The organism is Thalassospiraceae bacterium LMO-SO8, from assembly GCA_031655335.1.
Taxonomy (GTDB): domain Bacteria; phylum Pseudomonadota; class Alphaproteobacteria; order Rhodospirillales; family Casp-alpha2; genus UBA1479.
On sequence record CP134226.1, the window covers coordinates 3,605,034 to 3,627,121 of the forward strand.

The 22,088-nt window shown below is 62.6% G+C and carries 30 protein-coding genes and 2 tRNA genes; 17 read left to right on the forward strand and 15 right to left on the reverse strand.

Annotated features, from left to right (window positions below; translation table 11 throughout):
- Window positions 1-118 precede the first annotated feature (118 nt).
- The 5 genes from RJ527_17395 to RJ527_17415 form a co-directional block, all read right to left on the reverse strand.
- Window positions 119-919, reverse strand: coding sequence for a transporter substrate-binding domain-containing protein (locus RJ527_17395; GenBank protein ID WND75790.1), 801 nt, complete (start codon window positions 917-919; stop codon window positions 119-121).
- A 215-nt stretch (window positions 920-1,134) separates the two neighbouring features.
- Window positions 1,135-1,926, reverse strand: coding sequence for an amino acid ABC transporter ATP-binding protein (locus RJ527_17400; protein ID WND75791.1), 792 nt, complete (start codon window positions 1,924-1,926; stop codon window positions 1,135-1,137).
- A 15-nt stretch (window positions 1,927-1,941) separates the two neighbouring features.
- Complete coding sequence (locus tag RJ527_17405) at window positions 1,942-3,081, reverse strand: amino acid ABC transporter permease (protein ID WND75792.1); 1,140 nt, start codon at window positions 3,079-3,081, stop codon at window positions 1,942-1,944.
- A 12-nt stretch (window positions 3,082-3,093) separates the two neighbouring features.
- Window positions 3,094-4,302: an ABC transporter permease subunit gene (locus tag RJ527_17410; protein ID WND75793.1), complete on the reverse strand. Its 1,209-nt coding sequence runs from the start codon at window positions 4,300-4,302 to the stop codon at window positions 3,094-3,096.
- Between the two features lie 181 nt (window positions 4,303-4,483).
- On the reverse strand, window positions 4,484-5,503 hold the full coding sequence (locus RJ527_17415) for an amino acid ABC transporter substrate-binding protein (protein ID WND75794.1): 1,020 nt from the start codon (window positions 5,501-5,503) through the stop codon (window positions 4,484-4,486).
- Between the two features lie 247 nt (window positions 5,504-5,750).
- Here RJ527_17415 and metC point away from each other — a divergent pair, with 247 nt between their 5' ends.
- The 5 genes from metC (at window position 5,751) to RJ527_17440 (ending at window position 9,878) form a co-directional block, all read left to right on the forward strand.
- Window positions 5,751-6,941 (forward strand): cystathionine beta-lyase, encoded by a 1,191-nt coding sequence (gene metC / locus RJ527_17420; GenBank protein WND75795.1) that lies wholly within the window; start codon window positions 5,751-5,753, stop codon window positions 6,939-6,941.
- Window positions 6,942-6,954: 13 nt separating this feature from the next.
- Window positions 6,955-7,359, forward strand: coding sequence for a phosphoribosyl-AMP cyclohydrolase (hisI, locus tag RJ527_17425; GenBank protein WND75796.1), 405 nt, complete (start codon window positions 6,955-6,957; stop codon window positions 7,357-7,359).
- A gap of 70 nt (window positions 7,360-7,429) precedes the next feature.
- Complete coding sequence (locus RJ527_17430) at window positions 7,430-8,500, forward strand: GTP-binding protein (GenBank protein ID WND78082.1); 1,071 nt, start codon at window positions 7,430-7,432, stop codon at window positions 8,498-8,500.
- A gap of 34 nt (window positions 8,501-8,534) precedes the next feature.
- The gene (locus tag RJ527_17435) at window positions 8,535-9,137 is read left to right on the forward strand and encodes a hypothetical protein (GenBank protein ID WND75797.1); all 603 of its coding nucleotides are present in this window, start codon (window positions 8,535-8,537) and stop codon (window positions 9,135-9,137) included.
- A 93-nt stretch (window positions 9,138-9,230) separates the two neighbouring features.
- Complete coding sequence (locus RJ527_17440) at window positions 9,231-9,878, forward strand: MarC family protein (GenBank protein WND75798.1); 648 nt, start codon at window positions 9,231-9,233, stop codon at window positions 9,876-9,878.
- Here RJ527_17440 and RJ527_17445 read toward each other — a convergent pair.
- Both RJ527_17445 and RJ527_17450 read right to left on the reverse strand, forming a co-directional pair.
- Window positions 9,875-10,240, reverse strand: a complete 366-nt coding sequence (locus tag RJ527_17445; GenBank protein ID WND75799.1) for a response regulator — start codon at window positions 10,238-10,240, stop codon at window positions 9,875-9,877. The genes RJ527_17440 and RJ527_17445 overlap by 4 nt on opposite strands.
- A gap of 51 nt (window positions 10,241-10,291) precedes the next feature.
- Window positions 10,292-11,224 (reverse strand): LysR family transcriptional regulator, encoded by a 933-nt coding sequence (locus tag RJ527_17450; protein WND75800.1) that lies wholly within the window; start codon window positions 11,222-11,224, stop codon window positions 10,292-10,294.
- Window positions 11,225-11,403: 179 nt separating this feature from the next.
- Here RJ527_17450 and RJ527_17455 point away from each other — a divergent pair, with 179 nt between their 5' ends.
- The 4 genes from RJ527_17455 to RJ527_17470 all read left to right on the forward strand — a co-directional run bounded on the left by RJ527_17455 (window position 11,404) and on the right by RJ527_17470 (window position 15,033).
- Complete coding sequence (locus tag RJ527_17455; GenBank protein ID WND75801.1) at window positions 11,404-11,607, forward strand: hypothetical protein; 204 nt, start codon at window positions 11,404-11,406, stop codon at window positions 11,605-11,607.
- Between the two features lie 447 nt (window positions 11,608-12,054).
- Window positions 12,055-13,146 carry a TRAP transporter substrate-binding protein gene (locus RJ527_17460; protein ID WND75802.1) on the forward strand — a complete coding sequence of 364 codons (1,092 nt, stop codon included), beginning with the start codon at window positions 12,055-12,057 and terminating at the stop codon, window positions 13,144-13,146.
- Window positions 13,147-13,168: 22 nt separating this feature from the next.
- Entirely contained in the window at window positions 13,169-13,711 is a 543-nt protein-coding gene (locus tag RJ527_17465; protein WND75803.1) for a TRAP transporter small permease subunit, read from the forward strand.
- A complete protein-coding gene (locus RJ527_17470) occupies window positions 13,708-15,033 on the forward strand; it encodes a TRAP transporter large permease subunit (GenBank protein ID WND75804.1) in 1,326 nt (441 codons plus the stop codon). Before RJ527_17465 ends, RJ527_17470 begins: the two co-directional genes overlap by 4 nt.
- A gap of 15 nt (window positions 15,034-15,048) precedes the next feature.
- Here RJ527_17470 and RJ527_17475 read toward each other — a convergent pair whose 3' ends face one another.
- Both RJ527_17475 and RJ527_17480 read right to left on the reverse strand, forming a co-directional pair.
- Complete coding sequence (locus RJ527_17475; GenBank protein ID WND75805.1) at window positions 15,049-15,687, reverse strand: TIGR02466 family protein; 639 nt, start codon at window positions 15,685-15,687, stop codon at window positions 15,049-15,051.
- Window positions 15,688-15,728: 41 nt separating this feature from the next.
- Window positions 15,729-15,887 carry a hypothetical protein gene (locus RJ527_17480; GenBank protein ID WND75806.1) on the reverse strand — a complete coding sequence of 53 codons (159 nt, stop codon included), beginning with the start codon at window positions 15,885-15,887 and terminating at the stop codon, window positions 15,729-15,731.
- Between the two features lie 149 nt (window positions 15,888-16,036).
- Here RJ527_17480 and msrA point away from each other — a divergent pair, with 149 nt between their 5' ends.
- The 3 genes from msrA (at window position 16,037) to RJ527_17495 (ending at window position 17,667) form a co-directional block, all read left to right on the forward strand.
- Window positions 16,037-16,693, forward strand: coding sequence for a peptide-methionine (S)-S-oxide reductase MsrA (msrA, locus tag RJ527_17485; GenBank protein WND75807.1), 657 nt, complete (start codon window positions 16,037-16,039; stop codon window positions 16,691-16,693).
- 124 nt (window positions 16,694-16,817) lie between these two features.
- Complete coding sequence (locus tag RJ527_17490) at window positions 16,818-17,111, forward strand: hypothetical protein (protein WND75808.1); 294 nt, start codon at window positions 16,818-16,820, stop codon at window positions 17,109-17,111.
- A 229-nt stretch (window positions 17,112-17,340) separates the two neighbouring features.
- On the forward strand, window positions 17,341-17,667 hold the full coding sequence (locus RJ527_17495) for an NIPSNAP family protein (GenBank protein ID WND75809.1): 327 nt from the start codon (window positions 17,341-17,343) through the stop codon (window positions 17,665-17,667).
- Window positions 17,668-17,744: 77 nt separating this feature from the next.
- On the opposite strand, the gene RJ527_17500 is transcribed toward RJ527_17495, so the two are convergent.
- The 6 genes from RJ527_17500 to RJ527_17525 all read right to left on the reverse strand — a co-directional run bounded on the left by RJ527_17500 (window position 17,745) and on the right by RJ527_17525 (window position 19,712).
- Window positions 17,745-18,113, reverse strand: coding sequence for a Lin0512 family protein (locus RJ527_17500; protein ID WND75810.1), 369 nt, complete (start codon window positions 18,111-18,113; stop codon window positions 17,745-17,747).
- Window positions 18,110-18,475 carry a Lin0512 family protein gene (locus RJ527_17505; GenBank protein WND75811.1) on the reverse strand — a complete coding sequence of 122 codons (366 nt, stop codon included), beginning with the start codon at window positions 18,473-18,475 and terminating at the stop codon, window positions 18,110-18,112. Before RJ527_17505 ends, RJ527_17500 begins: the two co-directional genes overlap by 4 nt.
- 33 nt (window positions 18,476-18,508) lie before the next feature.
- A tRNA-Arg gene (locus tag RJ527_17510) sits at window positions 18,509-18,585 on the reverse strand.
- 44 nt (window positions 18,586-18,629) lie between these two features.
- A complete protein-coding gene (locus tag RJ527_17515) occupies window positions 18,630-18,938 on the reverse strand; it encodes an ETC complex I subunit (protein ID WND75812.1) in 309 nt (102 codons plus the stop codon).
- Window positions 18,939-19,081: 143 nt separating this feature from the next.
- Window positions 19,082-19,158 (reverse strand) — tRNA-Pro (locus RJ527_17520).
- Window positions 19,159-19,205: 47 nt separating this feature from the next.
- Window positions 19,206-19,712, reverse strand: coding sequence for a DUF192 domain-containing protein (locus RJ527_17525; protein WND75813.1), 507 nt, complete (start codon window positions 19,710-19,712; stop codon window positions 19,206-19,208).
- A gap of 220 nt (window positions 19,713-19,932) precedes the next feature.
- Here RJ527_17525 and RJ527_17530 point away from each other — a divergent pair, with 220 nt between their 5' ends.
- From RJ527_17530 to RJ527_17550, 5 genes are read left to right on the forward strand one after another with little or no spacing between them, the layout of a single operon-like run.
- Window positions 19,933-20,421 (forward strand): Na+/H+ antiporter subunit E, encoded by a 489-nt coding sequence (locus RJ527_17530; GenBank protein ID WND75814.1) that lies wholly within the window; start codon window positions 19,933-19,935, stop codon window positions 20,419-20,421.
- Window positions 20,422-20,425: 4 nt separating this feature from the next.
- Window positions 20,426-20,722, forward strand: coding sequence for a monovalent cation/H+ antiporter complex subunit F (locus RJ527_17535; protein ID WND75815.1), 297 nt, complete (start codon window positions 20,426-20,428; stop codon window positions 20,720-20,722).
- 2 nt (window positions 20,723-20,724) lie between these two features.
- Window positions 20,725-21,081, forward strand: coding sequence for a monovalent cation/H(+) antiporter subunit G (gene mnhG, locus RJ527_17540; protein WND75816.1), 357 nt, complete (start codon window positions 20,725-20,727; stop codon window positions 21,079-21,081).
- 23 nt (window positions 21,082-21,104) lie between these two features.
- Window positions 21,105-21,665, forward strand: coding sequence for a DUF4040 domain-containing protein (locus tag RJ527_17545; GenBank protein WND75817.1), 561 nt, complete (start codon window positions 21,105-21,107; stop codon window positions 21,663-21,665).
- The gene (locus RJ527_17550) at window positions 21,662-22,087 is read left to right on the forward strand and encodes a Na(+)/H(+) antiporter subunit B (protein ID WND75818.1); all 426 of its coding nucleotides are present in this window, start codon (window positions 21,662-21,664) and stop codon (window positions 22,085-22,087) included. The genes RJ527_17545 and RJ527_17550 overlap by 4 nt, the downstream gene beginning before the upstream one ends.
- Window position 22,088 lies beyond the last annotated feature (1 nt).

The following is a 22,088-nucleotide window of genomic DNA, read 5'->3' on the forward strand; positions in this document are numbered from 1 at the left end:
ATAGAAAATATAATCCTCAGAAGTTTTTTTGATATATTATTGGGATATATAAAAGTTGATAACATTTAAGATCACACAATATGATAATTAATATAGAAAATGCGTTTAAACATAATAATTATTGATCATTTAATGTAACTCCATAATTTTTAAGAATTTCGTTTTCTTTTTTACCCCTCATCGATAAACGCCCCTCATCCCAAATTTTGATTAATACTTGTCTTTTTTCAGGGGGGATTCTTGTCGAAAAGATCGGTTTTTCCACCAACTTGTTTTCCATACCCGAACGCACAATCTGCAGAACATCGTTCAAGGCCAGCCGCTTCATTACGAACTGCAGGACGAGGTCGTTATCCGCATATAGATCGACCCTGTTTTCCTTAATCATTTTGAAGATGCGATCAACCACATCATCGTAACCGGCAACCACTTCTACAAAGTCAGAATTTTTTGGGTCATCAAGATAATTTTGATAGTCGGCGCTTATTGAACTGTAGTCCCAACCAGGCCCGGTTGCGACGCGCTTTCCTTTCATGGATTGCGTGCCTTCATAGCGCCAGGGATCCCCTCGCCTGACGACAAAAGCTGTTGTGTACGCAAAAGTTTCTTGGTTCGCATACACGTAGCCTTTTCCTGCAATCTCCGAAGCTGGGAGTTCCGGCAACATGTCGCAAAGGCCATTCGCCACCATATCCAATCCCCTTGCCAAGGGAACTTCAAAATATTTCAGTTCATATCCATGTGACGAATATATTTCGTCCAACATATCGATAACGACACCGCGCGCGGGGGCCCTTTCGGATGGAAACATTGTCATCGGGGGCCATTGATCGTAGCAAACATTCAGCGTCGCGGCGTGGCTGATACCGGGCAGGCTGATTCCGGCCAAAAGAGTTACAAGGGCTGCCAGACGATGCATTTTTTACCTTTCGAAACGGCCGCGGCTCTTTCATCGGCGCCATAAAATTCCAATTCAGCGTGGTCGATTAGTTCGACATTTGCACCTTCTTTTCGCTCGGATGAGATCACTCATGCCCACAACCTGAATGTCCTGAAATGGCTTTTGGGGGCATCCGCACAAAAGAAGAAGGCGCCCCAAGGGACGCCTTCTCCATATTCGGAACCGCCGCTGATTTAATGCGCCAGAATCTGGCTGAGGAACAGCTGGGTGCGTTCGTGCTGCGGATTGTCGAAGAACGAATTGGGTTCGTTCTGTTCGATGATCTCGCCGCCGTCCATGAAGATGACCCGGTCGGCCACGGTCTTGGCGAAGCCCATTTCGTGGGTCACGCAGAGCATGGTCATGCCCGTGTCGGCGAGCTCGATCATGGTGTCGAGCACTTCCTTGATCATTTCCGGGTCGAGGGCCGAGGTCGGCTCGTCGAACAGCATGATCTTGGGGCTCATGCAGAGCGAGCGCGCGATGGCCACGCGCTGCTGCTGGCCGCCGGAAAGCTGGCCCGGGAACTTCAGCGCCTGTTCGGGGATCTTGACCCGCTCCAGGTACTGCATGGCGATGGCCTCGGCCTCTTTCTTCGGCGTCTGGCGCACCCAGATGGGGCCCAACGTACAGTTCTCCAGCACCGTCAGGTGCGGGAACAGGTTGAAGTGCTGGAACACCATGCCGACCTCGCGGCGGATCAGGTCGATGTTCTTGAGATCATTGGTCAGCTCGATCCCGTTGACGTAGATGTCGCCCTTCTGATGTTCCTCCAGCCGGTTGATGCAGCGGATCAGGGTCGATTTGCCCGACCCGGACGGCCCGCAGATGACGATGCGTTCCTTGGATTTCACGCTCAGATTGATGCCCTTGAGAACGTGGAAATCGCCATACCACTTATGCATGCCGTTGATCTGGATGATGTCGTCCGACCCTTTGGCGGACCCGATCATGCCGGTCTGTGCGGCGGTTTGCGTTTCAGCCATGATTGGTGGCTCCTCTTAATGACCCGTGTGCAGCTTCTTCTCGAGGTACAGGGAGTACCGCGACATGAGGAAGCAGCTGATGAAGAAGAAGATGGCGACGAAGACATAGACCTCGGTCGAGAGGCCCTGCCACTTGCTGTCGGCCAGCGATGACCGTCCGATGCCCAGGATGTCGAGCCGGCCGATGACGATGACCAGGGTCGTATCCTTGTAGAGGGCGATGAAGGTGTTGACGATGCCGGGGATGGCGATCTTCAACGCCTGGGGCAGGACGATCAGGCGCATCGACTGCCAGTACTTGAGACCCATGGAATCGGCCGCCTCGTACTGTCCCTTGGGAATCGCCTGCAGGCCGCCGCGGATGACCTCGGCCATGTAGCCGGAGGCGAACAGCGTGACCATGATCAGCATGCGGACCAGGAGGTCGAAGTTGGTGCCCGGCGGCACGAAGTAGCTGAGCATCACGGCGGCCACGAACAGCAAGGTGATCAGCGGCACGCCGCGGATGAACTCGATGAACGCGATGCAGACGATGCGCAGCACCGGCAGATGGGATTGCCGCCCGAGGGCGAGACAGATGCCGATGGGCAACGAGAAGGCGATGCCCGTGACGCCGATGATGACGTTCAGCATCAGGCCGCCGAACTGGTCCGTCGCCACGTATTCCAGCCCGAAGATGCCGCCGACCAGCAGTACGCCGGCAATCAGCGGATAAAGCACGGTGAAGATCAGCGCCTTGCCGCGATGCGGCACGTTGTCATAAAGCACCGGCGCCAAAGCGACGAACAGAAGGATCGCCGTCAGGTTCACGCGCCAGCGCTCGGCCTCCGGATAGAAGCCATAGATGAACAACTGCAGCCGAGTACCGATGAAGGCCCAGCAGGCCCCGCCGGCCTGGGCTTCGCAATCCTTGCGCGAGGTCCCGGTGTAGGCCGCATCGATGAACATCCAATCCACCATGGCCGGGATGATCTTGTACAGCAGGTAGATGGTCAGCAGGGTCAGCAGCGTGTTGGTGACCGAGCCGAACAGGTTTGTCTTGATCCAATGGACCGGCCCCTTGACCGAGGACGGCGCCGGCCAATCGGGATGTTCGCCCGGCTCGTAGGCGTTCACGAGGCCGGGTGTCATATCGGGATTCTGTGTGTTTGCCATGATCCCCTCCCCTTACCTTTCAACCAGCGCGATGCGCTTGTTGTACCAGTTCATGAACGCCGAGATGACCAGCGAGAAGCTGAGATAGATCAGCAGCACGATGATCATCGTCTCCATTTCCTTGCCCGTCTGCATGAGCGTGATGCCGCCGATGGTGGCGACGATGTCCATGTAGCCGATGGCGATGGCGAGCGACGAGTTCTTGGTCAGGTTCAGGTACTGGCTGGCCAGGGGCGGAATAATGACCCTGAGCGCCTGAGGGATGATGACGAGTTGCAGCACGCGGTTGCGGCGAATGCCCAGGGCGCCCGCGGCTTCCCACTGCCCTTTGTTGATCGCCATGATGCCGGAGCGCACGATCTCGGCGATGAAGGCCGAGGTATAGAACGACAGCGCCAGCCACAGGGCCAGAAACTCGGGCAGCATCATGACGCCGCCCTGCAGGTTGAAGCGCCCCATCTTGGGCAGTTCCCACACCAAGGGTGAGCCGGAGATCAGGAACACGATCAGCGGCAGGCCGATGATGACCCCCGTGCAGATCAGGAACACGGGATAGATCTTGCCCGTCTCCTCCTGCACCTTCCTGGCCCAGCGGCGGAAGATCACCGCGGCGATCACCGCGATCCCGAAGGCCGCCACGGTAAAGCCGAAGCCGTCGAGAAATTCGGGGCGCGGCGCATACACGCCGCGGTTGGACAGGAACAAGGCATCGCCGACGCTGATCGCCTGCTTCGGCAACGGCAGGAAGTGCACCATGATGCCGTGGATCAGCAGGATATGCAGCAGCACCGGCACGTTACGTGTGAATTCGATGAACACGTAGACGATGCGCGACGCCAGCCAGTTGTTCGACAACCGGATGACGCCCAGCACGAAGCCGAGAACCGTTGCCAGGATGACGCCGCAGAAGGCCACCAGGGCGGTGTTCAGGATACCCACCAGCATGGCCCGCGCGTGCGTCGACCGCGAGGTGTATTCGATCAGCGTCTGGTTGATGTCGTAGGACGCGGGTTCCTGCAAGAAGTCGAAGCTGAACGTCTTGCCCAGCGCTTGCAGGTTCAATACCGCATTATTGATGATATAGGCGAAGAAGGCGAACAGCAGGGCCATCGTCACAATCTGGATGATGACCGAGCGGGTCTCCTTGTTCCGCCAGAGCTTCAACAGCACATTGGGCTCGCCCTGTGCCGTCGCGCTTCCTTGATCCACAGTCGTGGTCACGTCAGCCCCCTGTCGTTATTGGGCGGTTTGATTCAAACCTTACAGGTGTTCCGCCGCCTTGTTTCTTCCCGTGCTCTCGGGAAGGCAGTTTCTTATTATCGGCCCCCGAAACGAAGACGCGCCGGAGGGGAACCCCCACCGGCGCGTATCGTTCAGATCGTTTGCACGAATATGTCCCGGCTTACCGGAACGGCGGCGCGTACTGCAGACCACCGTTGGTATATTGGGCGTTCAACCCACGCTCCAGACCGATCGGCGTTTTCGTGCCGAGATTGCTCTCGAAGATTTCACCGTAGTTGCCGTGTGCCTTGATGGCGCGCAGCGCCCAGGCCTTGTCGAGACCGAGCATGGCGCCCAGGTCGCCTTCGGCGCCCAGCAGGCGGGCGACGTCGGGGTTCGGCGGGGTCTTGGCCATTTCATCGGCGTTGGCGGCGGTGACGCCGGATTCCTCGGCCTGGATCAGGGCGAACACGGCCCAGCGGACGATGTCTTCCCACTGGTTGTCACCGTGGCGGACGACCGGACCCAGCGGTTCCTTGGAAATGATTTCCGGCAGGATCACGTGGTCCGAGGGCTTTTCGAAGGTCGCGCGGGTGGCGGCCAGACCGGAAGCATCCGTGGTGTACGCATCGCAACGGTCGGCCAGATAGTTCTTGCGCGCTTCCGAGCTGTCTTCGATCGGCACCGGCGTGTACTTGATCTTGTTGGCGCGGAAGTAGTCGGCGAGGTTCAGTTCGGTCGTCGTCCCGGTCTGGATGCAGACCGTGGCGCCGTCCAGTTCCTTGGCGCTTTTCACGCCCTTGGACTTGCGAATGATGAAGCCCTGCCCGTCGTAGTAGGTCGGGTGGATGAAGGTCAGCTTCACGTCCACGTCACGCACGAAGGTCCATGTAGTGTTGCGGAAGATCACGTCGCCTTCCTTGGAGTTCAGCAGCGTGAACCGGGTCTTGCCGGTGGCCGGAATGAACTTCACCTTTTCCGGGTCGCCGAGGACGGCGGCGGCAACGGAGCGGCACATGTCGGCGTCGAAGCCGGCCCATTTGCCGTTGGCGTCGGTGTAGGAGAACCCGGGCAGGCCGGTGTTCACGATGCAGTGCAGAATGCCGCGCGCCTTGACGTCATCAAGCGTCGCCGCTTGTGCCCCCGAGGCAATGCCGGCAACCGCAACCGCGGCGGCTACGAAACTTGCTCGTTTGAACATTTGTAGATTGCTCCCTGGCTATCTGAAATCGGTTTATTACTTTGTTTTCCGCGGGCGAATGTTCATACCGCACCCGCGAAGGCTTACAGGCGTAACATAACCTACAAAAATCTCTCAAGCGAGAATGATTGTCCTTTTTCCCGGGAAGCCGTCCGCTTTGGTGCGGTGCACACGCGTAACGCCTTGCGAAAACATGGTTTCCCGTTATCTTGCCGAAACGCCCAACCAACCAAGGACTCTCCCCGAAATGACCAAGAAATCACGGCGCAAGGACACGGTGATCGCCCATACGGCGATGAAGCCCTGGGACAACGTGGGCATTCCCAATCCGCCCATTTATTACGCCTCGACCGTGCTGTTCCCGACCGTCGAGGAATTCGAAACCCGCGACCGGCCGCCTTTCAAGGGCGTGCAGTACGGGCGTTCGGGCACGCCGACCCAGTTCGCGGTCGAGGAAGCCGTGACCGCCCTTTACGAAGGCGCCCACCGGACCGTGACCTTCCCGTCGGGGCTGGGCGCCATCGCGGCGGCGACCATCACGTTCCTCAGACACGGCGACCATGTGCTGATTTCCGATTCCGTCTATGGGCCGACGCGCAAGCGGGTCGGCGCCAATCTTCTGGAACGCGCGGGCGTCGAGATCACCTTCTACGATCCCCTGATCGGCGCCGGGATCGAGGACCTGATCCAGCCCAACACGCGCATGATCTACATGGAATCCCCGGGCTCCCACACCTTCGAGGTGCAGGATGTGCCGGCCATCACCAAGGTCGCGCGGGCGCGGGAAATTCTCACCGTGATCGACAACACCTGGTCGTCGGCCTTCTTCTGCAATCCGTTCACGCTGGGCGTCGATATCGTGCTCGAGGCCGGCACCAAGTACCTGTGCGGCCATTCCGACGCCATGCTGGGCACGGTCACGGTCGCGACCGAGGAGCAGTTCCAGGCCTTGAAGGGCATGCAGAACACCCTGGGATCGCGCGCCGGACCCGATGAATGCTATCTGGCGCTGCGCGGCATCCGCACCCTGTCCGTGCGCATGGAACGCCACGAGAAGAACGCGATGGAAGTCGCGACCTGGCTCGCGGCCCGGCCCGAGGTCGAACGCGTGCTCTACCCCGCCCTGCCCACCGACCCCGGCCACGCCTTGTGGAAGCGCGACCATACGGGGGCGTCCGGTCTGTTCGGGGTGATGCTCGGCGATTATTCCAAGGCGGCGGTGTCGGCCATGGTCGACGGGCTCGATCTGTTCGGCATCGGCGCCAGTTGGGGCGGTTTCGAAAGTCTGGCCATCCCCATCAATCCCAAGGGATCGCGCACGGCCGTGCCCTGGGGGCATGACAATCCCATGGTGCGCCTCCATATAGGGCTGGAAGACCCCCGGGACCTGATCGAGGACCTGGAGGAAGGTTTTGCGCGGTTGAACGCCGCGAAGTGACAAGGACGACGGCATGAGCAACGACGTGGCGGACCGGGTGATCGGCCGCCTGACATTCAACGAAGCCGGCCTGATCCCCGCCGTGGCGCAGCAGTTTGATACGGGCGAGATGCTCATGCTCGCCTGGATGAACGCCGACGCCATCCGCGAAACCCTGGCAACGGGCCGGGTCTGCTACTTCTCTCGCTCCAAGAACCGGCTGTGGCGCAAGGGCGAAAGCTCGGGCCAGATCCAGGCACTCAAGGAATTCCGCTTCGACTGCGACGAGGACACGGTGCTGTTGCTGGTCGATCAGACCGGCGTGGCCTGCCACACGGGGCGCCACAACTGCTTTTTCCACGCCGTGCAGGGCGGCGACATCCGCGTCATCGCCGAGCCCGAGGTCACGCCGGAGGCCCTCTATGGCGGAAAGGACTGAGGCGGAAAGGACTGAGGTGGAAAGGACTGGCGCCGAGACGGCGGACGCCCCACAGAACGTCAACGCGCGGCTGATCGCCAAGACCATTCCCGTCACCGTGCTGACCGGCTTCCTCGGGGCCGGCAAGACGACGCTGCTCAATAAACTGCTCGGCCATCCCGACATGGGCGAGGCGGCCGTGCTGATCAACGAGTTCGGCGAGATCGGCATCGACCACCTGCTGGTCAAGGAAACCCGCGAGGACACGGTGCTGCTCAATTCGGGCTGCCTGTGCTGCACCGTGCGCGGCGACCTGGTCAACGCCATGCGCGAGCTGTTCTGGCAGCGCTTCGACAAGAAAATTCCCTGGTTCAAGCGCGTGGTCATCGAGACCACGGGCCTGGCCGACCCCGCCCCCATCATCCACACCCTGATGACCGACCCCACCGTGGGGCCGCGCTACCGGCTCGACGGCATCGTCACCGTGGTCGACGCGGTGAACGGAGCGCAGACCCTGGACGCCCAGCCGGAAAGCGTGAAACAGGCCGCCGTCGCCGACCGCATCGTGCTGACCAAGGCCGACCTGGCCTCGCCGGAACAACTGGCGGCAATCCGGGACCGCCTGCGCGACCTCAACCCGTCGGCCCCCGTGTTCGACGCGTCCGCCGAATTTGGCCCCAAGGACCTGTTCGACGCCGGCCTGTTCAAGGCCGATCGCAAGATCGCCGACGTCGCCGGCTGGTTGCGCGCCGAAGCCTTCGCGCAGGACCATGCCGACCATGGACATGGCCACGACCACGATCATGACCACGGCCATCATCATCACCATGATCCCAACCGCCACGACGCGCGTATTACGTCCTTCTGCATGACCGTGGATCGGCCCATCCCCTGGGACAGCTTCGTCACCTGGATCGAGATGCTGATCACGACCCAAGGCGAAAATCTGTTGCGCATCAAGGGGATATTGAACGTGGCGGGCGAGCCCAATCCGGTCGCCGTGCATGGGGTGCAGCACCTGTTCCATCCGCCCGCGGGCCTGCCCGGCTGGCCCGACGACGATCACCGCTCGAAAATCGTGTTCATCACCCGCGACATCGGCCGCAAGGTGATCGAAGACACCTTCAAAGCCTTCGTGGACGCGGCCCGGGCCATGCCCTAGCGTGCCCCCGGCATGGGCACGGGAGGCACACGCCATGGCAATGGACGACGAGATCGAGGACCTGGTCAAACGCCTGGTCCGCCTGGAGAAGGAGATCGAGGGCAAGCTGGAGGCTCAGCGGGAGACCTTGCAGTACCGCGTGGAGGCCGGCCGGGCCGTGTTCGAGGACGAGGTCCTGCGCCGCCACAGATTGCTCAAGACCGGGCTGGTGACCTTCCTGCGCCGGTCGCCGCTCGCGACCCTGCTGGTCGCCCCCGCCGTTTACGGCCTCATCGTGCCCTTCTTGATCCTCGACATCGGCGTCACCGTGTTTCAGGCCATCTGCTACACCATATGGCGCATGGAACGCGTCAAGCGCTCGGACTACGTGGTCATCGACCGCCACCGCCTGCCCTACCTGAACCTTATCGAAAAACTGAACTGCCTCTATTGCGGCTACGCCAACGGGGTGATCGCCTATACCCGGGAGGCCGCCAGCCGCACTGAGCAGTACTGGTGCCCGATCAAGCATGCCCTGCGGGTCCGCACACCGCATGGGCGCTACCGCCGGTTCGTCGACTACGGCGACACGCGGGACTTCCGCGAACGGCTGGACGCCTTGCGCCGCGAGGTCATGTCCCCGCCGCCGAGCAGTTGAGCGTCCTGCATCCAACAGTCACCGAAGCCGCCTGATCCCCGCCCCGCGATGACGGCGATTTCCGGCCGCCGCTGGATGTCCTAATATCCGGCCATGCTCGAGCCTGCTCTCATCGCCTTCACGACCTTTCTCGCGACCATCGGGCCGCAGGACGTGGCGATCATTTTCGCCGCCCTGACAGCCAAGGCATCCGCGGACATGCGCCGGCGCACGGCCGTCCGCGCCGTCCTCATCGCCGCCCTGATCCTGGGATTTTTCGCACTTTTGGGCAAACCGGTGCTGACCTACATGGGCATCACCCTGCCGGCCCTGCGCACGGCGGGCGGGATTTTGCTGCTGCTGGTCGCCATCGATCTGGTATTCGCCCGGAATTCAGGGATGACCTCGACGACCGAGGAGGAAAATGCCGAATCCGCGACCCGCAAGGACGTCTCCGTGTTTCCCCTGGCCACGCCGCTGATCGCCGGGCCGGGCACCATCGGCGCGGTCATCCTGCTGATTTCCGACGCCCATGGCGATGTCCGCAAGGTCGCCGCCGTTCTGGGCGCCTTGGCCGCGGTGCTGGCGATCTCGCTGATTCTCATGCTGGCGGCGGCACAGGTTCAGAAGCGCCTGGGCGTGACCGGCGTGCACGTGCTGTCGCGGGTGTTCGGGATTCTCTTGGCCGCCCTCGCCGTGCAATTCCTGTTCGACGGCATCCGCGCGAGCGGCCTGCTGGCCGGGCTGCCCGGCGGCGGTTAGGCGCTTTTGCCCAACGTCGCGATCAGGGCAAGCAGCTTGTCCGCGTCGATGGGTTTCTCGACATAGCCGTCGGCCCCCAGTTCCTTCGTCCGCCCTTTCCAGGTCTCTGCGGAATGGGCCGATACGATGATGATCTTGGTCTGGCGCAGGCGGTTGCTCCGCCGCAGTTCCCGGCACATGTCGAAGCCGTCGACGGCCGCCATCTGAAGATCCGTCAGGACGACATCCGGAATTTCCTGCCTGATGGTCGAAATCGCCGTGTCGGCCATCAGATCGCTCATCACCTCATGGCCGGCGCCTTCAAGAACGGACGTCAGAATTTCAACGGTGATCGGGTCGTCATCGACGATAAAGACTTTCAAGGGCTTCCATCCGATATCTGATCCAAATGTAGGCCCCTTGAGGGCGGACGTCTATGCCGCCTGTTCCCTTTCCCAGGGCGGCACGGGACCGAACTTCTCGGCGAAGTAGTCGATGAAGGCGCGCACGTTGGGCGACAGGTTCCGCTTGTTGGAATAGATCGCCAGGATATCCGACGTTTCATCCGCGTAATCGGGCAACACCCGGACCAAACGCCCCTGCGCCAGGGCATCGTTAACCAGATAGGTGGAAAGCCGGGCGATCCCGACCCCGGCCAGCACGGCGTAATAGATGGCGTCGGCGCTGTTGGCCTCGAAATTGCCCTTGATCGGCAGGCGTATGGGGCCGGAACTCTGGTCTCCCTGGCCGTCGTCGAAGGTCCAGGTGTTCCAGGCTTCCACCGTGGAAATGCGCAGGCAGTTATGGGCCGGCACATCATCCGGGGTGCGCGGCATGCCGTTGGCGGCGACATAGGACGGCGCCGCGACGTAGACCCGGCGGTTGGTCGCCAGTTTGCGCGAGACCACGGACGAATCGTCGATCTGTTCGGAAAACCGGATGGCCACGTCGACCTGTTCCTCGACCAGATCGATGACCCGGTCCGTGGCGTCTAGAGAGATTTTCAAATCCGGATTGACGGCCAGAAACGCGGGCAGCAGCGGCAGCAGCTGCGCCTTGGCGAACGCCACGGTCGCCGCCACCTTCAGGGTGCCCTGGGGGTGGTCGACCATGTTGAGAACCAGGGATTCGGCCTCCTGCACGCTCTGCGACACCTCGGCGCAGCGGACATAGAACGCGCGTCCGACCTCGGTCAGGGAGATACGCCGGGTCGAGCGATTCAACAGCCGCGTTCCCAGGCGGTCCTCCAACTGGCCGATCTGGCGGCTGACCGCCGAGGGCGTCAGGCCGAGATCCCGCGCGGCGGCGGAAAACCCGCCGTTTTCAACGACGGCGGCGAACATGATCATCTGTGTCGCGATATCCATTAACTTATTTCCAATTAAGTTTTGACCGTTTGTGCGTAAAAGTCACAAGCCTTGTGCAATCCGAGGGGATTATCGCTGATTCATCTTACCACTATATTGCACTGCAACACGGATTGTTGCAATGCAGCAGCCGCAGATTCAGTGACGAACCGCACACCAAACCCGAAAGGAGTCCTCAGATGAGCAACATCATTGGACAGACGAGCTACAAAGAAATCTCCCCCGAGGAACTGACCCGGCACCTGCACGAAGCGGAACTGCTTCGCGCCGAAGCGGTCCGCGACCACTTCTTCTCCCTCGGCCGCGCCATTTCCCGTCTTGCCGGCTCGATCCGTCACGGCCTCGACGGCCTGATCCACCCGAACGCCGCGGGCGCCCGCTAATTTAACCCGTACCACCACGGGTTCCGGCGGAGCAGGCGTACAGGACGGGCGTTCAAGCGGACCTCCCACCGCGCGTGGTCCCGTCCTTACTCCGCCGGCCGGATCGGCGGCGTCCCCTTGGCCCAGTCAGCCGTAGGAAGGGGACGCCCCGGTCCGGCCCAAACGTTCCGGCGCCTCCGGGCCCGGCCCTGTAAGGGCCGATATCTCTCCCGCAACGGCGCGGGATCTCATTCAAACATCGACACCGAATCCCCTACCTGCCGCCAAGGTCAGGTAGCGCCGAATTCATATGGAAATCAGGCAATTGCCTGATCGGATTCGTATTTCAGGAAAGGCCATACCCGCCAGGCAACGGCGCCCGGCGTTCACCCCGATCATTCGTTTGGCACGCATCACCATTAATCGGTGCCTTCAAAAACCAACCAGACAGGGAAAAGTGAGAACGTCATGAATCGCCGAGACCTCTTGAAAGCCTCCGTCACCGCCGGGGCCGCCGCCGGCGGTCTGCTGGCCGCCCCGGCCATCGCCCGCGCCAAGGACACCTTCAACTGGAAGATGACCAACATGTATCCGGCCGGCGCCCCCTTCTATACGGTCGGCCCGGGCAGCCCCACGGACTTCTGCGCGCGCGTCAAGGAAATGTCGGGCGGCCGCCTGAACATCCAGCACTTCGCCGCCGGCGAACTGATCCCGCCCAAGGAAGGTTTCGACGCCGTGCGCGCCGGCACCATCGAAATGAACGCCGGCAACGCCTATTACTGGGCCGGAAAGATCTTCGCCGCGCAATATTTCACCACCGTTCCCTTCGGCCTCAACTTCCAGGGCGTCAACGCCTGGATGTACCACGCGGGCGGCCTGGAGCTGTGGAACGAGGTCTATGCCGATTACGGCCTGACCGCCCTGCCCATGGGCAACACGGGCGTGCAGATGACCGGCTGGTTCAAGAAACCCATTGAATCCGTTAAGGATTTCGACGGCCTGAAGATGCGCATCCCGGGCCTCGCCGGCAAGGTCTACGAAAAGCTCGGCGTTGCCGTGAAGCTGCTGCCGGGCGGGGAGATCTTCCCGGCGCTGGAACGCGGCGTGATCGACGCGGCCGAATTCGTCGGCCCCTTCCAGGACCGCCGCATGGGCCTGCACAAGGCCGCCAAGTACTACTACACCACCGGCTGGCACGAGCCGTCCAACGTCACGGAACTGCTGATGAACAAGAAGTCCTGGGACAGCCTGCCCAAGGACCTTCAAGCCATCGTCAAGTCCTGCGCCCAGGCCTGCAACCTGGACAGCCACGCCTGGAGCGAGGCCAACAACGCCGACGCCCTGACGGATCTGGTGACCAACCACGGCGTCATCGCCCAAACCCTGCCCGACGCGGTCGTCGCCGAGCTCAAGAAGCTGACCGAACAGGTTCTGGCGGAAAAGGCCGCCGCCGATCCGTTGACCAAGAAGGTCCACGACCATTTCATGGCCTTCCGGGCCAAGCATCGGTCATGGGCCGCGATCTCGGAAAAGCCCTATCAGGGCATGATCTCTTCCTAACGCGGAACGGATAACCTTGCACATGCATCCACGCAGCCCCTCGGGCCTGCGGCGTCTCGAAGCGGCCCTGCTCATTCCCGTGGAATGGGCGGGCCGTCTCGCGGCCGTCTGCGGCCTGGTCATGGTGTTCGTCGTCGCGGGCAACGTGCTCACCCGCTACGGCTTCAATCTCAGCTCCGTCGCCCTGCAGGAACTGGAATGGCATTTGGTCTCGCCCATCGCCCTGATTGGCATGTCCTACGCCATGCAGAAGGGCGAGCATGTGCGGGTGGATTTCCTCTACGCCCGCCTGCCCGCCCGGTGGCAGGCCGTGGTCGACCTGGTCACGGACTTTCTCGTGATCGGGGTTGCCGTCACCATCGTCGTGCTGTCCCTGCCCTATGTGCAGCAGTCCTATGGCATTCTTGAAGGCTCGCCCGATCCGGGCGGCCTGCCGTACCGCTGGGTTCTGAAAGCCTTCATTCCCTTGGGCTTCGGCCTTTTGGGCCTACAGGCGATCAGCCAGGCCCTGGGCGCCCTCACCACCTTCGCCGCCGCGCGCGCAGAGCAGGCTGCCGCGCAATGACGGAAATGGAACTGCTCGCCATCGGCATGATCGGCGGCTTCTTCGGGCTTCTGGTGATCGGCATCCCTGTCGCCATCTCGCTGGCCGTGTCGGGCCTGCTGTTCGGCTATCTGGGGTTCGGCACCAGCCTGTTCGGCCTGCTGCCGGGGCGCATTCACGGCGTCGTCACCAATTACACCCTGCTGGCCCTGCCCCTGTTCATCTTCATGGGCGTGATGCTGGAAAAATCCCGCATGGCCGAGGACCTGATCGACGTCATCGGCCACGCCATGGGGCGGCTCCGGGGCGGCATGGGCCTCGCCATCGTCATCGTCGGCGTGCTGATGGGGGCGTCGTCGGGCATCGTGGGTGCCACGGTCGTCACCGTCGGTCTGTTGGCGCTCGGCCCCCTGGTGCGGCGCGGCTACGACAAGGGGCTCGCCTGCGGCACCATCTGCGCGTCCGGCACGCTCGGCCAGATCATCCCGCCCAGCCTGGTCCTGATCCTGTTGGCCGATATCCTGGGCCTGTCCGTGGGCACCCTGTTCGCCGCCGCCATGGTGCCGGGCCTGATGCTGGCAGGAATCCTGGCCCTTTACCTGCTGCTGGTCGGCTATTTCCGCCCTGACATGGCCCCCGCCATCCCCGAGGCCGAACGCGACGCCATGGGCCGGCGCGAACTGCTGATCAAGCTGGTGCAGGTCGTGCTGCCGCCCCTGGTGCTGATTTTCGCCGTTCTCGGCTCCATCGTCGGCGGCGTCGCGGCGCCGACGGAGGCCGCCTCCATGGGCGCCCTCGGCTCCCTCATCCTGGCCCTCATGGGCGGGCGGCTGAACCTGCGCGTCCTGGCCGACGTGTGCAAAAGCACGCTTTTGACCTCGGCCATGGTGTTCTTCATCCTGATCTGCGCCCAGCCCTTCGGCCTGGCGTTCCGGGGCCTCGGCGGCGAACACCTGGTCGGCTACATGTTCGACTTCATCCCGGGCGGCGTGACCGCCGACCTGCTGTTCATGATGGCGGTGATCTTCGTGCTGGGCTTCTTCCTGGAATGGATCGAGATTTCCTACATCGCCCTGCCCCTGTTCCTGCCCGTGTTCGCCCATTCGGGCGTCGACATGGTGTGGCTCGCGATCCTGGTCGCCATGAACCTGCAGACATCGTTCCTCACGCCGCCCTTCGGCTGGGCCCTGTTCTTCCTCAAGGGCGTGGCGCCGCCGGACATCACCACCGGCGACATCTACCGGGGCGTCATTCCGTTCATCGCCTTGCAGATGGTGGCGCTGGGCCTGCTGTTCGCCTTCCCGGAAATCGCGACCTGGCTGCCCAAGGCCATCGGCTGGTGACGCGAAGCGGCGGGGTTACTGCGACGGCCGGTAGTGGTCCTGCCACTTGAGCACGATGTTGAAGCTGACCGAGACCCGGGTGTCCTTGGACAGGTTCGGGTGGATGAAGTGGCTGAGAAAGGCCGGCCACATCATCAAGAGGCCCGGTTCCGGCAGCACCGTGAATTCGGGGTCGACGTAGGGGTCCTTGGCGATCGCCGTCATGTTCACGCCCGGGCGCGGGTCGTAGAACGTGATGTGCGAGGGGCGCAGGTCGGCGCGGTTGCGCATGGGCTCCTTCGCCCCCGGCATCTTCAGGTAATAGGTCCCGGACAGGTAGGCCCCCGGGTGATTATGGGCGTCGTGGTAATCGCCCAGTCGGTTGATGTTGGGCCAGCCCTGGATGGTCCACTTCACGTCGTAGTCGATGCCGATGGCGCGCAGATAATCAACCACGGTCAGGTTGATCTGTTCGCGCAGCCAGCCGACGGCGGGATCGTCCAGATTGAAGAAATCGGGGGCCAGGTAGTCCGTGGTCAGGTTCTTGTTCGCCCGCTCCATGTCGCGGATCAGCTTGACCAGGGCCTGGGTCGGTTCCTCGAAACCCGGCAGGTGGCGGCGCACCAGCTTGGTCGGCCACAGGTCGAGGATGCCGTCTTGAGAAGTGTCCGTCATGGGAGGCCGGGCATATCAGGCGCAGGCCGCACGGCGTCGGGTTAGAAGCATCCCAGGCCGTACAGGCTGTTCTGAACCACCTTGAGGGCGTTCACCTCCAGGCTTTTGGCCAGCACGAAGGCCCCCGCGTCCATCAGTTCGGGCGCGAAGATCACGGTGGCCATGCCGACCAGGGCGGCGAGTGCGATTTGCCGTTGCATGCCCGCCATAATATGGCCGAACGCCGCGCGATCCAAGAAAAATGGCGGCCCCGGGGTGGCCCACGGTCACGCTTTCGCGAGACCGCATGGATATCGCGGGCGAATCTCCTATATGCTGAACCACACACGGATTTTCGAGGATCACCGCCATGTTTTCCCTGTTCAAGACGCCGAACAAATCTGAACTGCCGACCGCCGCTCAGGCCCTGCCCGGGCGCGACACGCCGATCCCCACGTCCGAATTCCACGTCGTCACCGGCAACCGCATCAAACCGCCGTTTCCCGACGGCATGGAAACGGCGGTGTTCGGCATGGGCTGTTTCTGGGGGGCGGAGCGCATGTTCTGGCAGACGCCCGGCGTCTGGACCACGGCGGTGGGATACGGCGCCGGGTTCACCCCCAATCCGACCTATCAGGAGGTCTGCACCGGCCAGACCGGCCATAACGAGATCCTGCTCGCCGTCTACGACACGGCCAAGGCGAGCTTCGAGGACATGCTGAAGGTGTTCTGGGAAAACCACGACCCGACCCAGGGCATGGGCCAGGGCAACGACCGGGGCACGCAGTACCGCTCCGGCATCTACGTGAATTCGCCCGACCAGCGCCGCGCCGCCGAGGCCTCGCTGAAGGCCTATCAGAAGAAACTCACCGACGCGGGCTACGGCAAGATCACGACCGAGATCAAGGATGCGGGGCCGTTCTATTACGCCGAGGACGTCCACCAGCAGTACCTGGCCAAGAACCCCCGGGGCTATTGCGGGTTGGGCGGTACGGGCATCGCCTGCCCGATCGGCCTGAACGCCTAGCCGCGCCGCCCCCCGGTCGTCTATGACCCATGTCCAGGGTGTGACTTTCATCACTTTCCCCTGAGCTTCCCTATATTATTTTGATATCGAAATAAAAAGGGGGAACCCCAATGAGGAAAGGACCATGACCATGACGAAGCTCCTTGTGTCGGACGACAACCCCAACGGCGCCAAGCTGGAGGACATTATCCGCATCCTGCGCAACGACATCATCGCGCGGTGCAATGTTTCCGTCGCCACCCATGAACGGGAGACGGAGAAGGTCGTCGCCAATAACATGCGCATCCTCAACCTGCTGACGGAATGCATCGACCTGGCCGAGGCCTCGACGGACATCCTGGTCCAGGCCTACGGCGTCGAGCAGGCCGCCAAGGGCATCGCCCGGCGCCCCGAGGCGGTCCAGAACGACGCGGCATAAGTCGCCAACTCCGCGCATGGAAGGTGGAAATCGACCTCCGCCCCGCGATCAATACCGCCCCTAGGTCTTTTCAATAACTTTCTGAAAATGTGGGGTTTTCACACGCAGGGAAAAGCGCGGCATGGCTTCCCGTTATCCCGAACCGGCGGGGAACGCCATATCGGCGTAGACGCCGGGGGGCGAATGACGGCACTCTCGAACAAGGCGTTTTAGAGAAGAGAGAGCCTTCATGATCCACGAACTGAGAATTTACCACTGCGCGCCGGGGCGCCTGCCTGCCCTGTTGAATCGTTTTGCGTCAACCACCCTGGGCATCTGGGACCGTCACGGCATTCGTCAGGCCGGGTTCTGGACGACCGAGATCGGTCCGGAAAACCATGCCCTGTACTATCTGCTGGAATGGGAATCCCTGGCCGAGCGCGAGCAGAAATGGAACGCCTTCCAGGCCGATCCGGAATGGATCGCCAAGCGGGCCGAATCCGAAAAGGACGGTCCCATCGTCGCCACCATCGAAAACATGATCCTCAAGCCGACGGCATTCTCGGCCGTCAAATAGGCTGAAATCCGCCTGACGGGACGATTGCGGGGGGCGCGGAAGCGCCCCCTTTCGCATTGGCCGCCCCGCAAGGCGCGCTATTTGGAGGCTTTGAACCGCGACAGATCGGCAAATGCCGCGACCGCCGCGCTGGCGATGACGGTTTCGTACCCGCGCTCGGGATACGGCACGTTCAGGCCGCCCTTGACGACGCGGACCGTTGCCTTGCCGTGGGGCAGCATGGCCTGCACGGCATCGACGTCGACCGCCGACGGGTCCTGCACGCCGATCGTCACCTCGACGGTCATATCGGCATCCGGGTCCATGCCCAATTCGCGCATGACCGACAAGCTTGAATGATGGATGGCGTCATCGACGGCGCGGCAGGCGGCTTTGGTATAGTTGCCGCCGCGCAGCGAGACGCCGGAGCCCATTTCCAAAATCACGCGGTCCAGTTTCTTGCTCATTGGGCGGCCTCCAGGACGTCGTCGGAGACCTCCATGCGAACCACAACGGCGGCATGGGCCAGCAAGGTCGAATCCTCGCCGTCCGGTGTCGCGATTTCCAATCCCCCCTCCTGGCAGGTCACGGTGACCTGGCCGTAGGGAAAGACGGCCGCGACGGCAGCCTTGTCGATGGTCTCGGGACGGGGGGCGCCGATGGTCACCTCGATGACCATGTTGTCACGCGGCTGCCCCAGGGCATCGGCGATCTGCAGGAAATTCCGCCACAGCGCGTCACGCACCGCGCGTTCGGCGGCCTTGGTGCTGTCCGCGCCGTGGATATCGGTCCCCTGCCCCATTTGCAGAACCATGCGTTTCAAGCTCACCGCGACCCACTCCGTTTAAATCATTGATATAATTGGCGACCCCGGCAGGACTCGAACCTGCAACCTGCTGCTTAGAAGGCAGCTGCTCTATCCAGTTGAGCTACGGAGTCCCCGGCGGACGACACGCCGGAGACACGGCCCGGCGCAGCCCCATTCAGTGGGTCCAGACGCCGACCTTGTCGAAGGCGAAGTTGTCGGAATAGCTCTTCGGCTTGACGCGGCGGGCATGGGGCTCGATCACCTTGTAGATCAGGCCGTTCTTCTTGGCGTAGTCGACGGCTTCTTCCTTGCTGTCGAACTTAAGCCGCAGCTGGCCGCGGGTGTCGCCCGAGCCGATCCAGCCCATCAGGGGATCGGCGACGCGGGGTTCCGCCGGCTCGTATTCCAGTATCCAGCGCCGGGTTTTGCCCCGGCCGGACTGCATGGCGTTCTTCGCCGGCTGAAAAATGCGCGCTTCGCTCATCTTCCCAATTCCCATCCTGGCGCGGCCGATTGCCGCGCGTTCTAAGGTCTTCTATGCGGCCATCGGGCCGTCCCGTCAACGCTCACATGGACCGGCCACATGGACGGACCGGCGCGGCCCTCCCGGACCCCCTGCCCGGGTACTGGTCGGGGCGACTGGATTCGAACCAGCGACATCGTGCTCCCAAAGCACGCACTCTACCAGGCTGAGCTACGCCCCGACGCGGGGGAAACCTATGATTTAAGCCTGCCCAAGGCAAGCACGCGGTTAGCGGAAGATCGCGTGATCGACCCGGTCGCCGACGCGGATGCCGAGCCGCGCCACGGTCCCGGCGGCGACCTCGAGCACGGCGCGGTTGCGCTCCGGCGCCTCGATGGTCTCCAGGGACTGCGGCGTCGTGCGTTCGCGGATGAATCCGATGCGCCCGTCCGCGCCGATGAACAGCATGTCGAGCGGAATAAAGGTGTTGCGCATCCACATGGAGATGTAGATCTCGCGGCCGAAGTCGAACAGCATGCCGCGGTCCGGAGCCAGGTCGCGGCGGTACATCAGGCCGAGGGCGCGCTGCGCGTCGTCGACCGCGACCTCGACCTTGAATGGATATGCGCCGTTCGCCGTATGCACGACCACTTCGGATTCGGCGAATCCGACCGCCCGGCCGTCCGCCTGCGCGGCCATGCCGCCCAAAACGACGCAAAGCACCGCCAATACCGCGCCAAAACGCAGGCGCGCGCGGCGCGGGATTTTCCACGATCCGAAAATCTTGTCGGTCATTCCACGCCCATCGCACCTATTAATAATACAGCTTCCCTGAATTTCCGCCGCCCCTGGTATACCAGAGCGAACGTCCTTGTTATTCCATGAAATTATGCCCATTTTGTTGTCACGTCGATGGCTTTGGGTGGTATACCTGAGCCTTGGATATCGTTGCGGTCGGTGCCGCCCATCAACGGCGCGGCAATACCGGACAGGGGAAGAACGGGGGAACGTTCCAGTGCTCCATGCGATCAGCCTTAGCATCGGCTTGGCCGCGCTCTGGTGGCTGCTATCGGGCTATACGATTCCCCTGATCCTGGCCTTCGGCGCGGGCTCCGTCGCCCTGGTCGTGTTCATCGCCCACCGCATGGACGTGGTCGACCACGAAGGCCATCCCATCCACGTCACCTGGCGCTGGCTGACCTACCTGCCCTGGCTGGGCAAGGAGATCGTCATGGCCAACATCGACGTGGTGAAGGCCGTTCTGTCGCCCAAGGGCCGAGTCCACACCTCGGTCCTGCGCACCAAGGCGACGCAGAAGACGGAACTGGGCCATGTCATCTACGCCAATTCCATCACCCTCACGCCGGGCACGGTGACCCTCGCCGTCGAGGACGGGGTAATGATCGTCCACGCGCTGACGCGGGGTGCGGCCGACGGGCTGAAGTCCGGCGAGATGGACCGCCGCTGCACGGCCGTCGAGGGCGCGCCCGGAGAGGACCGCTAGCGCCATGAGCTTCGCCGCCGCCGCCCTCGCCGTTCTGGTCACCATGGTCCTGGTCCTGGTGCGCGCGCTCAAGGGCCCGACCGTGTTCGACCGCATCCTTGCCGTGAACGCCTTCGGCACGTTGACCGTGCTGCTGATCTCGGTCGTCGGGTTCCTGCAGGGACGGCCGGAATTCCTCGATCTGGCGCTGGTCTATGCGCTGATCAACTTCATCGGCACCATCGCCGTGACCAAGTTCATCAAGTTCCGGGACATGGGCCATGGGCAGGAAACCGCCGGTCCCGACGCGGGAGATATCTGACCATGGCGCTCCCCATTGATCCGATCATCTTCGACATCCTGACCTGGCTGTTCATTCTGCCGGGGGCGGTGCTCTTGATCATCGGCGGCATCGGCATGATCACCATGCCCGACGTGTTCGCGCGCATGCATCCGGCGGGCATCATCGACACGCTCGGCTGCGAACTGATCCTGGTCGGCCTGATGTTCCAGGCCGGGCTGACCATCGTCACGGTCAAGCTGGCCCTGATCCTGGCCTTCATCTTCTTCACCAGCCCGACGGCGACGCATGCGCTCGCCCGCGCCTGCCTCAATGCCGGCGTCACGCCCCGGGTCGACGAGGAAAAGAGCGCGGCCCTCAGCCGGGGAGGCCGGCCATAGAAAACGTCATCATCATCGTCCTGATGCTCATGATGGGGGCCGTGGGCCTGGCCATCGCGCGCATCCGCGACCTGTTCGCCGTGTCCATGCTGTCGGGCATCTTCTCGCTGATCGGCGCCGCCGCCTATGTGGTGCTGGACGCGGTCGACGTCGCCTTCACCGAGGCCGCCGTGGGGGCCGGGATATCCACCGTGCTGATGCTCGGCACCCTGGCATTGACCACGCGCAAGGAAAAGCTGGGCGGCGGCAAAAGCAAGAGCACGACCGCGTTTCTGGTCGTCGCCGTGACCGGCGCCGTGCTGGTCTACGGCACCTTCGACATGCCCCGCTACGGCGACAAGATCGCCGCCATCCATCACCACGTGGTGCCCCGCTATATCGAGAAATCGGGCGAGGAAGTGGGCATGCCCAACATCGTCACCAGCGTGCTGGCCAGCTACCGCGGCTATGACACCCTCGGCGAGGTCTTCGTGATCTTCACCGCCGCCACGGGGGTGCTCGCCATTCTGGGCCGCGCGCGCCGTCGGCGCGAGGACGAGGAAGCGGACGAAGGCGGCTCCGGCGCGAAGGAGACCGCATCATGATGCACCGCAAGGTCGTTCTCCGCGTCGTCTCCAAGTTTCTGATTCCGCCGATCCTGCTGTTCGCGCTTTACGTTCAGTTTCACGGCGACTTCGGCCCCGGCGGCGGGTTTCAGGCGGGCGTGATCTTCGGCTCGGGCTTTATCCTTTACGCGATCCTGTTCGGCGTGGAGACGGTGAAACGCGTGCTGCCGCCCTGGTCGACGCGCCTGCTGCTGGTCGTCGGCGTGTTGACCTACGGGCTGACCGGGGTCGCGGGGCTGATCCTGGGCGGCAACTATCTGGACTACAACGTCCTGGCCCACGACCCCTTGCACGGACAGCACTACGGCATCCTGATCGTCGAACTGGGCGTCGGCATCACGGTCGCGGCGGCGATGATCACGATCTTCAACGTGTTCGCCGCCCAATCGGGCGGGGACTGAG

Excerpts from the sequence above, each read along its gene's own strand:
- RJ527_17395 (WND75790.1), bottom strand. The coding sequence starts at position 919 with ATGCATCGTCTGGCAGCCCTTGTAACTCTTTTGGCCGGAATCAGCCTG.
- RJ527_17400 (WND75791.1), bottom strand. The coding sequence starts at position 1,926 with ATGGCTGAAACGCAAACCGCCGCACAGACCGGCATGATCGGGTCCGCC.
- RJ527_17405 (WND75792.1), bottom strand. The coding sequence starts at position 3,081 with ATGGCAAACACACAGAATCCCGATATGACACCCGGCCTCGTGAACGCC.
- RJ527_17415 (WND75794.1), bottom strand. The coding sequence starts at position 5,503 with ATGTTCAAACGAGCAAGTTTCGTAGCCGCCGCGGTTGCGGTTGCCGGC.
- metC (WND75795.1), top strand. The coding sequence starts at position 5,751 with ATGACCAAGAAATCACGGCGCAAGGACACGGTGATCGCCCATACGGCG.
- hisI (WND75796.1), top strand. The coding sequence starts at position 6,955 with ATGAGCAACGACGTGGCGGACCGGGTGATCGGCCGCCTGACATTCAAC.
- RJ527_17435 (WND75797.1), top strand. The coding sequence starts at position 8,535 with ATGGCAATGGACGACGAGATCGAGGACCTGGTCAAACGCCTGGTCCGC.
- RJ527_17440 (WND75798.1), top strand. The coding sequence starts at position 9,231 with ATGCTCGAGCCTGCTCTCATCGCCTTCACGACCTTTCTCGCGACCATC.
- RJ527_17450 (WND75800.1), bottom strand. The coding sequence starts at position 11,224 with ATGGATATCGCGACACAGATGATCATGTTCGCCGCCGTCGTTGAAAAC.
- RJ527_17455 (WND75801.1), top strand. The coding sequence starts at position 11,404 with ATGAGCAACATCATTGGACAGACGAGCTACAAAGAAATCTCCCCCGAG.
- RJ527_17460 (WND75802.1), top strand. The coding sequence starts at position 12,055 with ATGAATCGCCGAGACCTCTTGAAAGCCTCCGTCACCGCCGGGGCCGCC.
- RJ527_17465 (WND75803.1), top strand. The coding sequence starts at position 13,169 with ATGCATCCACGCAGCCCCTCGGGCCTGCGGCGTCTCGAAGCGGCCCTG.
- RJ527_17470 (WND75804.1), top strand. The coding sequence starts at position 13,708 with ATGACGGAAATGGAACTGCTCGCCATCGGCATGATCGGCGGCTTCTTC.
- RJ527_17475 (WND75805.1), bottom strand. The coding sequence starts at position 15,687 with ATGACGGACACTTCTCAAGACGGCATCCTCGACCTGTGGCCGACCAAG.
- RJ527_17480 (WND75806.1), bottom strand. The coding sequence starts at position 15,887 with ATGCAACGGCAAATCGCACTCGCCGCCCTGGTCGGCATGGCCACCGTG.
- msrA (WND75807.1), top strand. The coding sequence starts at position 16,037 with ATGTTTTCCCTGTTCAAGACGCCGAACAAATCTGAACTGCCGACCGCC.
- RJ527_17490 (WND75808.1), top strand. The coding sequence starts at position 16,818 with ATGACCATGACGAAGCTCCTTGTGTCGGACGACAACCCCAACGGCGCC.
- RJ527_17495 (WND75809.1), top strand. The coding sequence starts at position 17,341 with ATGATCCACGAACTGAGAATTTACCACTGCGCGCCGGGGCGCCTGCCT.
- RJ527_17500 (WND75810.1), bottom strand. The coding sequence starts at position 18,113 with ATGAGCAAGAAACTGGACCGCGTGATTTTGGAAATGGGCTCCGGCGTC.
- RJ527_17515 (WND75812.1), bottom strand. The coding sequence starts at position 18,938 with ATGAGCGAAGCGCGCATTTTTCAGCCGGCGAAGAACGCCATGCAGTCC.
- RJ527_17525 (WND75813.1), bottom strand. The coding sequence starts at position 19,712 with ATGACCGACAAGATTTTCGGATCGTGGAAAATCCCGCGCCGCGCGCGC.
- RJ527_17535 (WND75815.1), top strand. The coding sequence starts at position 20,426 with ATGAGCTTCGCCGCCGCCGCCCTCGCCGTTCTGGTCACCATGGTCCTG.
- mnhG (WND75816.1), top strand. The coding sequence starts at position 20,725 with ATGGCGCTCCCCATTGATCCGATCATCTTCGACATCCTGACCTGGCTG.
- RJ527_17545 (WND75817.1), top strand. The coding sequence starts at position 21,105 with ATGCTCATGATGGGGGCCGTGGGCCTGGCCATCGCGCGCATCCGCGAC.
- RJ527_17550 (WND75818.1), top strand. The coding sequence starts at position 21,662 with ATGATGCACCGCAAGGTCGTTCTCCGCGTCGTCTCCAAGTTTCTGATT.